Consider the following 8,520-nt stretch of genomic DNA (forward strand, 5'->3'; position numbering starts at 1 on the left):
GTTGCTGCGTCGGTCAAATAGCTTGCTATTCTCCCTTCTCGCGCCTCGAAGACGGAAAAAATTCCGGCGCCAAATTTGCCCAACTTATTTTGTGACCAACCCTTAGCGAATAAAGGGTTCAAAATGATGCCACTGGCAGGGGTGTGCCAGTACCGCCTGCTCCAGCAGGCGGGTGTATTGCCGGACGGCATCAGCTATCTGCCGGTCGCGGCCCGGGCCTTTTTTCCGGGCCGGCGAAATGGGCGGGTGAATGATAAAGCTGTAATGATGCGCGCCCGTGCGAACGGCAAAAAATACGTAAATCGGTGTTCTGGTGGCTGCGGCCAGTGCAAAGGGGGCCCTGGGCAGCCGCACCGGGCGGTTGAAAAAAATGGTCTCCACATATGCCTGGCCCGGGTCCCGGAACCTGTCTCCGGCCATGGACAGAATCCAGCCCTTTCGCAAATATGCCATTGCCTCGATGATTTCCATGGGCGAACCCTGACGGTTTTGGCCGGCAATCACCCTTACCCCGCTTTTTCGCAGGCTTTGTTTCTGTGTGCCCTCGATCTGCTCGTTCTGTTTTTCTCCCATGACCAGAAGCAGGGGCACGCCCTGCTCTTTTAGCAGCCGGGCGGCCACCTCCCAGTTGCCCACGTGGCTCATGAGCAAAATCCCGCCGGTGCCGGCTTTTATGCAGGCCTTTAGATGCTCCAGGCCGTGGGTGGTGTAGGTGATGCGGTTTTTGTGTTCCAGCAGGTAGCGGTCCACGTAAAGATGGGTAAAGCTGTGAAACTGCCGCCACACACACCAGATATGATACCATGCCGGCCGGCCGGGAAAAAGGGTTCTGTAAAAGCGAACGCTCACGGCCACCCGTGGCGGGAAAAACAGAAAATAGCCGGCTGCAATGGTGCGCACGGCTGCATAAAAAACCCAAAGCCCGTATTTTTCAGAGCAATATACCAGGATTTGGTAAAACAGGCGGATCATCGGGTTTCACCATAACTTTGGGGTTTTCTGGCCACAAACCATTTTTCCTCGCGGCCCCGGCCCGAGTCCTGCACATGGCGGATTTCAAAGCCCGTAGATGTCAACAGATCCCGGATTTGGGCCTCGGTTCGGTCATGGCGTTGAATTTTCCGGATTTTTAAGCGAAGGATTTCAACCCGCCGCAGAAAGGAAGGTTTTGAATCTCTGAGCACGGCCGCGCGCATGATCAGCCGGCCGCCCGGTTCAAGGCGGTCTTTTGCCGCGGCCAGGGTTTGGGCGGCAGCGTCATCTGATAGGTAATGGAGCATGTCGATCATCAGCGCGGTGTCTGCAGGATGGTCCGTCGCCGGCAGGTCCGGGGCCGCGGCCTGCCATATGGCTCCCTGATCAGCCGTGATGCGGCGGGCAAACCGAACCCGTTCAGCATCCGGGTCCATGCCGTGGATCCGGATTTCGGGGTCCATGGCCAGCAGCCATCCGGCGGTGATGCCGTAGCCGCACCCGATATCCAAAACCGCGGCCGGCCTGTCCAGAAAACCGGGAAGTTCGGCAAACATGGGATCCATCCGGCGCTTGACTGCGGCAAAAATCCGGGGATAGGCCTCGGTGTGCCGGTAGATGCGGGCCAGGCGTTTTTTGTGCTCTGCAGAGCCTGGCGCTGCAACACCCTGGCCCGGGACTGCGGGCTGAAATAGGAAATCCAGAATGGCCGGCAGCAGGCAGAAGGTTCCGGCGGCCACAAACAGCACCGCAGGGGCCAGAATCAGGCCCAGGCTTTTCATGAGCAGGTGTTCTCCTGCGGCCAGGGCGGCAAATCCAATAAAGGTGGAGGCCGCGGCCAGAAACACGGTCATTCGGATGTGGGCGAAATGCGGATGGGCTGCTGTGCCGTAGCGCTGGTAGGCCCGGACGAAATAAAGGGAATAATCCAGGCCCATGCCGAAAACCACCACAGAGAGCATCAGGCCGGGGATGTTTAACGGCTGGCCCAGCAGGTGCAAAAGCCCCAGGGTGCAGACCATGGCAAAGCCCAGTGGCAGAAGCGAGACCGCCGCAAGGGTGAGATCGGCAAAAAATATCACCAGCAGCACGGCCACGCCCGCGGCCACAATGGCAAACATCCGCACAAAGGTATCCGACAGCAGCATGCCCAGGTTTTGTGAGTAATAATTGGTGTCCAGCACGGAGATTTCCGGCCGGCCCGATGAAATCGTGTCAAAAAACCGGGCCGGATCATAATTTTCTCCGGGCACAAGGGAGGCAAACAGGATGCGCCCGTCTCCGGTCTTTTCGGAATGAATGCCCAGAAAATCAAAAAAACGTTTGTCAAAGTGCATTTGCCCTGAGGCGCAGTCCGTGGTTTGGCTTTTATACACGTCTGCAAAATTTTCCGGGTTCATCCCCAGGGCCGCGGCCTGATCCATGATGCGGGAAACCACTTGCTTTTGCCCGGCATCCTGCCAGAATTGTTGCCATGCATTGATGTTGGTGCGGCAGCGCTTTGGGCCGGGAAACAGCATGGAGGGCAAAAAGGCCTCTGAAATGCGGTTTTCAGCCATCTGGTCTTCGATTTCGGCGGCAAGCCGGTCGCTTGCCTGCTGGAGTTTTTCTTTGTTTTCCGCCCGGGCCATGACATGGACCCGGTTATGCATTTGGTTTCCCCAGGTGTCTGCGATCTGCTGTTCTGCGGCAAGGGTGTCTTTGCTCACGGTATTGATGGCGGAAATATCCACGCAGAAATCGGGCCGGGCAAAAAAGGCCAGAATTCCGGCTGCCAGAAGGGCGAAAACCAGCTTGGGCTTTTTGCCGGACAGCACTGCATGGTCCACCGCGGTTTGCAGCAGCAGCCGGTGCTTTCTCCGGGCGCCTTTAAGCCCGGGCATGAGCAGGGGAAAGCCGGTATGCACGAACAAAAAGGAAAACAAAATGCCCAAAGCGGCAAACTGCCCGATTTCCGCCAGTATGGGAAATCCGCTGAAAACCAGCAGAAAAAAGGCCCCCGCCGAGGTCAGCGCCGCTGCAAGGGCCACTGCCCACACTTCCCTGGAGGCGTGTCTGCCGGTTGTTTCATGGGGCCGGTCTGCAAACAGCAGATAGGAAATGCCGTGGTCAACCGTAATGGCCACGATGGCCCCGCCGAAACCCAGGGCCATGATGGTGATGGATTCGTGGAACAGGGCGTATACCACCAGGGCGGCCAGGGTGCCGAACACTGCGGGCACAAATGCCAAAAGCCCGATTGCGGGCCTGGGAAAGGCCAGCATGAGCAGCGCGGCAATGCCCAGGGCGGAAAGAAACACCGCCTGTCTGGCGTCGCTTTTGGCCGCGGTTTCATTATCGATCACCGCCCGGTAGGCGCCGGCTGCGGTCAGTGTCAGGTCCGCGCCCCGGGTGTCAAAGTCTTTGGCCAGCGCCTGCCTGGCCTGGTCAATGGCCGTGGCGATCTCTCTGGCGGCTTCTGATCCGGTTGCCGCCCGGCCTGGATCGGCTATAATTAATACATGGTCCAGGTCCCTGGAAAACAGCCGGCCCTTTTGAAATTCGATGTTTTCCGCCGGCATCAGGGCCCGGGTTTTTTCCAGGACCACATCGCGCAGGCCCGCTGGATCGGCCACAATGGCCCGGGCCCGGCCGGTGCTTTCCATGGTGTATAGCCGGGACAGGTTTTGCCTGACCCGTTTTTCCAGCACCCCTTTTTCCAGCAAAGGGGTTACTTTTCTTTCAAGGTCCCGGGCCGTGAGCAGCGCCGGCAGATGCTGTGCCGCATAAAGATCCAGGGCGGAAAAAATCTGTCCGGCGTCTTTGATACCCACGGAATTAAAAAGCCCGGTGGCCTCCAGATGCGCCTCCAGCCGCCCTGCGGCCTCAGAAAGCAGCTCCGGGTCTGCGGGTTTAAGGCCCAGGTCGATCAATACCCGGTTTTGGTAGGGGTGGTTTAAAATGACTTCATGGCTGTCTGCCATGACCGGGTTGCCTGTGGGCAGGGAATGCAGGATGTTGGTTTCAATCCGGAGGCCCGAGGCAGAAAAGGCGAAAAATGCCATTGCCCCGGCAACCAAGGCAAGAAGGAGGCCCCGGGCCAGCATGGATTTTTTTGTAACCCTGGTTTGTGTCAATGGCCGCCGCTCCTTGCCGATTTTCTTAGAAAACCAACAAACCGCTGTCCCAAAAGCCGGGTAAAAATCCCTGCATTGCGAAGAAAATCCAGGCCCGGGCGGAAATGGGAGATGCGCTGGTCAGCCGGCAGGTAATGGACGTTTACCGGTACTTCAATTACGGCAACACCATGGCGGCGGGCCCGCACCAGGATCTCCACCTCAAAGTCAAACCGGTTGCACACCGCCCCCCAGTGCAGGGCCCCGGGCAGGGGATAGGCCCGGAATCCGCTCTGGGAATCCGAGAGTTTGGGGCCGCCGCATACCCAAACCCAGAAGTTGGAAAACCGGCGGCCCATCCGGGAGCCGTATCGGATATGGGATTGTTCCATTCCCGTGCGGCAGCCCACGATCAGAGCGCGGCCGGAATCGGTCGCAGCCGCCATCAGGTCCGGGGCGTCTGCCGGGTCATGCTGGCCGTCTGCGTCTATGGTCACGGCATAGTCGGCCATTTGCGCCGCCTCTGCCAGGCCGGTTTGAAGGGCCGCGCCCTTGCCGGCGTTGCGGTCATGGGTGATCACGGAGATATCTGAAATCCGCCTGAGCCGGGCAGCGGTGTCATCTGTTGATCCGTCGTTTACCACGATAATATCTGCACCAAGCCCCTTTGCCCGGGATATGACCGCTTCTAGGGCTGCACCGTGATTGTAGACCGGGATTACGATGGCAAACCGGTGCTTTTGCGGCCGCTTTTGCGCCGGACTTGTTTTGGGGCCGGATTCAGGATTCATGGACATGCAGGGGGTCTTGGGAGTCATGTTTCCGCGGGTTGTCCCAGCACCAGGCCACGGCCCAGGCGCCCGGGCCGATGTGGACCCCGGAGGTCATGGACATGGGCTGGAGCAGGATTTCAGCTTCTGGAAAAATCCCGGCCATGCGTTCTTTGACCGGGCCGGCCACCCATTGCCGGTTATCGGAATATTCCAGCAGCAAAAACGGGGCTTTGGCGTGGTTTACGTCCTGCGGCAGCTTTTGTTCGGCAAATTTGATCTGGGCTTCGGCGTTTCGCACGATGCCGACTTTTACCGCCCCGTGGGAAAGGGGGCTGATCACCGGTTTCATGTGGAGCATGTCGCCGAAAAAGGCCCCGGTTTTCGACATTCGGCCCCCTGCGGCCAGGTATTTGAGCTCGTCGAGAAAGATGTATTCCCCGCAGCGCTCAACAATGTTACGGGCAAATGCGATCACCTGGTCTGCGCTTTGAGCGCCGGCTGCATACCGGGCCGTGGCCGCGGCTATGGCCGCCAGGCGGCCCGAGGCAGCGCCGGTGTCAATGATCCAAAACCGGTCTTCCGGGTCGTTTTCCGCTTTCCAGTCCATGGCTGCTTGGTAATTGCCGGTGTAGACCGAGCCCACGCACAGGTAAACCACCCGGTCGTGCTGGGACAGAAGCCGGGCGTAATGCTGATGGCGCTCAAAATCCGAGGCCTGGGAGGTTGAAGCCCGCACGCCCCGGCGCATGGCCTGGTAAAGTTCCTCCGGGTCCATGCATGTTTCCGGGATGCAGCGGTCGCCCACGGTGACATAGCTTTCCAGAAGGGTGATGCCCAGCAGGCCGGCCAGGTGCCGGGATATGGAGCCGGCCGCATCCGTGACAACGTGCACCGGCCCTGCGGCGGCCGGCAGCCTGAAGGCCGCGGCCTGCTCGGCCATGTCGTCTTCGTTCCAGGAAACAATGCGGCCCATCTGGCCGAGCTGTTTTCGCGCGGCAGAGCGGTCTGCGGTGTGCAGGTGAATTTTGGCGTACCCGCCGGAGTGAAAAACCGTCAGACTGTCGTGGTCTTCTGCGGCTGCCGGGCCTTGTGTGCCGGAGTTCTCGTTTACCTCCACCACTGCATCCACGCAAAAGCCGTTTTCCGCGGATGCGGCATAATCCGGATCAATTTTGAGCCGGCCGGCAAAGATTTCGTGGATGGGGAGAAAGGGGCGGCCTTGTCCGCAAAAATCGGTAAAAAAGCCTTCCAGAAACACGAACATGCCAAGGGCGCCGGCATCCACAACCTTGGCGGCGCTCAGCTCCCGGATCTGGCCGGTGCTGCTGTCAACTGCGGACTGCATGGCATCTGTGACGGTTTTAAGGCCGTTTTTGGGGTTTTTCGGGTCGGGCAGGGCGGCTATGGTTTCGGCAAAAGCATCAATAACGGTGAGCATGGTGCCGGCCCGGGGTCTGGAAATTGCGCTGCGGGCGTTTTGCGCACCGGTTTGGGCACACTGGTAAAGGGTTTTTAAGCCGTTTGCGGCCAGAAGATCATTGACAAAACGGGCTGCAATGTTGCCGGAATTGCCCCTTGCGGCAAACAGAATCTGGTGTCCGGTTTTTTCCGGGCCCCGGGCGGAAATATTTCTGAGGGGGGCCAGGGTGATCATGAGGTTTCGGCCCGTATCCCCGTCTGCCACCGGAAATACGTTGATCCGGTCAAGGACCGCCGACCATGCGGCCAGCCGCTCATAGCCGGTTAAAAGGGCCTGGTGAAATTCTGCTGTCATGTTATTCAAATCCGAGTGCGTGCCGGATGGGATCCGGAATTTTAAACAGGGTTTCCATCTCCGGGATCTTGACGGCTGCCTGCTGGCTTTTGCCTTTGGCAATGACCCGGTTGTCTTCTGTGAGGCGGATGATAAAGTCCACGCCGATTTTGTAGTCCACTGCCGTGAGTTTGGCCCGGCAGACAAACTCGTCGCGGAACCGCAGGGGAAACACGTGCTTGATGCTGGTGCGGATGATGGGGAAAATGTGTTGGGTATCGTTGTAGACCCGGTATAAGTCCACGCCCAGTTTCCGGAACAGGGCATCGCGGGTGATGTCAAAGTATTTGAAGTAATTCCCGTGCCATACCACTTCCATGGGGTCCAGGTCATGGAACGGGACGGTGAATTTCACTTCACAGATTCTGTCGGTGTCTTCAGATTTCATAAAATCCTGTCCGGCTTCATAAAAATCCCGTTTCCTGCCAAACGCCAGGAACTGCGGGGATTGCTGTTACGGCGGTTTTGCCAATTTACCGGCACAGGGGGCGGCTGTCAAGAAAGACGTTTACAAAGGTTACTGATCATTTCTTTGGCCCCGGCCGAGAGGCTTTCTTCCTGAGAAACATGGGATGATTTGAAAGGTTTTTGCGAGACTGTCAGTCCTGCCGGAAAGAGAAAAGACGGTATGCAAAATCTTTTCCCCTTGATTTCTTCGGCTTGTTTTTCCTATAAAATTATGCAACATGCGTTGATGAAAAATCAGAACACAAGAAAAAGGAGATCCATCCATGCCTGTATTTGGAGATGAACTCAAGGAACTGCGGCAGAAAAAACAGGTGAGCACAGGGCAGGTGGCACAGGCTGTGGGCATTCCACAGTCGCGCTACAGTGAAATGGAAAAAGGCGTTCGGGTAGCCTCTGAGGGCCAGATTCAGCGGCTTGAAAAATACTATGAAGTTGAAGACGGCGCCCTGGCCGCATTAATGGAAAAACAATGGCAGGATTTGGTGCAGGCCGCCGCGGCCTAGCTGTCGGCTGTCTGCTGTTTTTCTATATCTTCCAGTTCTTGGATGATTTTTTCGCGCACCATCAGGGCGGTTTCCTCAGAGGTCAGGTGGCTGAATTGTTCATACGGGATTTCGGGCAAGATCCGCACCCGGATGTCGCATCTCCCGTGAAAGTTGATGCTGTGCTTTGGCAGGGCCTTGTTGGTGCCTGAGATCACGATGGGCTGAATCGGGGCCTGATGCTCTGTAGCCAGGATAAAAGCGCCAGACTTGAAATTTCGGACATTGCCGTCAGGCGACCGGGTGCCTTCCGGGAAAATCAGCACGGAACTTCCTTCGTCCAGGGCTTTCTTGCAGTCCTGCATCATTTTTGCAATGCTTCGCTTGTCTCCGCGTTTTAATTCAATATAGCGGTTAAACCGCATGTTCCAGCCGATCAGAGGAACCTTGAAAATTTCGCTTTTGGACACAAACTTGAAGTGGCAAAACAGATTGAACAGCACCAGGATGTCGAGCAGGGACTGATGGTTGGAAACCACCACCCGGGCCTTTTTGGAGTCGATGTGCTCCCGGCCCTGGATGCGGATTTTCCATGCCGGGATAATCCAGGTGTAAAGCGCGCCCCAAAAGCAGGTAAACTGCTGGAGAATCACCAGCCGCCGGTCAAAGGCCACGGTGGTGACCTTGATGACAAGTGCGGCCAGAAAAAAGATTACCGAGGTAATACCCACAAAACTGAACCAGGCAATTGCAATCAAACGGTTTTTCATAAAAATTTTCACCGGATTTAAGGTCTGATGGTGCCGTAAAAAGTCCTAAAACGGATATCACCGTCAACCACTAAAGAGACAACTTATTGATTTTACTTAATACTTAATCACTTAAAACTTAACACTGCCTGTAAAAAAGACTTTTTA

At 56.9% G+C, this 8,520-nt stretch carries 7 protein-coding genes; 1 reads left to right on the forward strand and 6 read right to left on the reverse strand.

Features of this window, described 5'->3' with window-relative positions; genetic code table 11:
• Positions 1-102: 102 nt before the first annotated feature.
• From ACTCIA_RS06940 to ACTCIA_RS06960, 5 genes are read right to left on the reverse strand one after another with little or no spacing between them, the layout of a single operon-like run.
• Entirely contained in the window at positions 103-972 is an 870-nt protein-coding gene (locus ACTCIA_RS06940) for an LpxL/LpxP family acyltransferase (protein WP_463001077.1), read from the reverse strand.
• Positions 969-4,088: an MMPL family transporter gene (locus ACTCIA_RS06945; RefSeq protein ID WP_463001078.1), complete on the reverse strand. Its 3,120-nt coding sequence runs from the start codon at positions 4,086-4,088 to the stop codon at positions 969-971. The genes ACTCIA_RS06940 and ACTCIA_RS06945 overlap by 4 nt, the downstream gene beginning before the upstream one ends.
• A complete protein-coding gene (locus ACTCIA_RS06950; protein ID WP_463001079.1) occupies positions 4,085-4,885 on the reverse strand; it encodes a glycosyltransferase family 2 protein in 801 nt (266 codons plus the stop codon). Before ACTCIA_RS06950 ends, ACTCIA_RS06945 begins: the two co-directional genes overlap by 4 nt.
• Positions 4,848-6,614, reverse strand: a complete 1,767-nt coding sequence (locus tag ACTCIA_RS06955; protein ID WP_463001080.1) for a DegV family protein — start codon at positions 6,612-6,614, stop codon at positions 4,848-4,850. Before ACTCIA_RS06955 ends, ACTCIA_RS06950 begins: the two co-directional genes overlap by 38 nt.
• Position 6,615: 1 nt before the next feature.
• Complete coding sequence (locus tag ACTCIA_RS06960) at positions 6,616-7,041, reverse strand: acyl-CoA thioesterase (RefSeq protein WP_463001081.1); 426 nt, start codon at positions 7,039-7,041, stop codon at positions 6,616-6,618.
• A 343-nt stretch (positions 7,042-7,384) separates the two neighbouring features.
• Between ACTCIA_RS06960 and ACTCIA_RS06965 the strand changes: the two genes are divergently transcribed.
• The gene (locus ACTCIA_RS06965; RefSeq protein ID WP_463001082.1) at positions 7,385-7,624 is read left to right on the forward strand and encodes a helix-turn-helix domain-containing protein; all 240 of its coding nucleotides are present in this window, start codon (positions 7,385-7,387) and stop codon (positions 7,622-7,624) included.
• Here the strand turns inward: ACTCIA_RS06965 and ACTCIA_RS06970 are convergent.
• A complete protein-coding gene (locus ACTCIA_RS06970) occupies positions 7,621-8,373 on the reverse strand; it encodes a lysophospholipid acyltransferase family protein (RefSeq protein ID WP_463001083.1) in 753 nt (250 codons plus the stop codon). The genes ACTCIA_RS06965 and ACTCIA_RS06970 overlap by 4 nt on opposite strands.
• Between the last annotated feature and the right edge of the window lie 147 nt (positions 8,374-8,520).

It is taken from the genome of Desulfosalsimonas sp. (assembly GCF_055149105.1).

Coding starts and splice junctions, on each gene's coding strand:
- ACTCIA_RS06970 (WP_463001083.1), bottom strand. CDS start 8,373: ATGAAAAACCGTTTGATTGCAATTGCCTGGTTCAGTTTTGTGGGTATT.
- ACTCIA_RS06960 (WP_463001081.1), bottom strand. CDS start 7,041: ATGAAATCTGAAGACACCGACAGAATCTGTGAAGTGAAATTCACCGTC.
- ACTCIA_RS06940 (WP_463001077.1), bottom strand. CDS start 972: ATGATCCGCCTGTTTTACCAAATCCTGGTATATTGCTCTGAAAAATAC.
- ACTCIA_RS06950 (WP_463001079.1), bottom strand. CDS start 4,885: ATGACTCCCAAGACCCCCTGCATGTCCATGAATCCTGAATCCGGCCCC.
- ACTCIA_RS06965 (WP_463001082.1), top strand. CDS start 7,385: ATGCCTGTATTTGGAGATGAACTCAAGGAACTGCGGCAGAAAAAACAG.
- ACTCIA_RS06955 (WP_463001080.1), bottom strand. CDS start 6,614: ATGACAGCAGAATTTCACCAGGCCCTTTTAACCGGCTATGAGCGGCTG.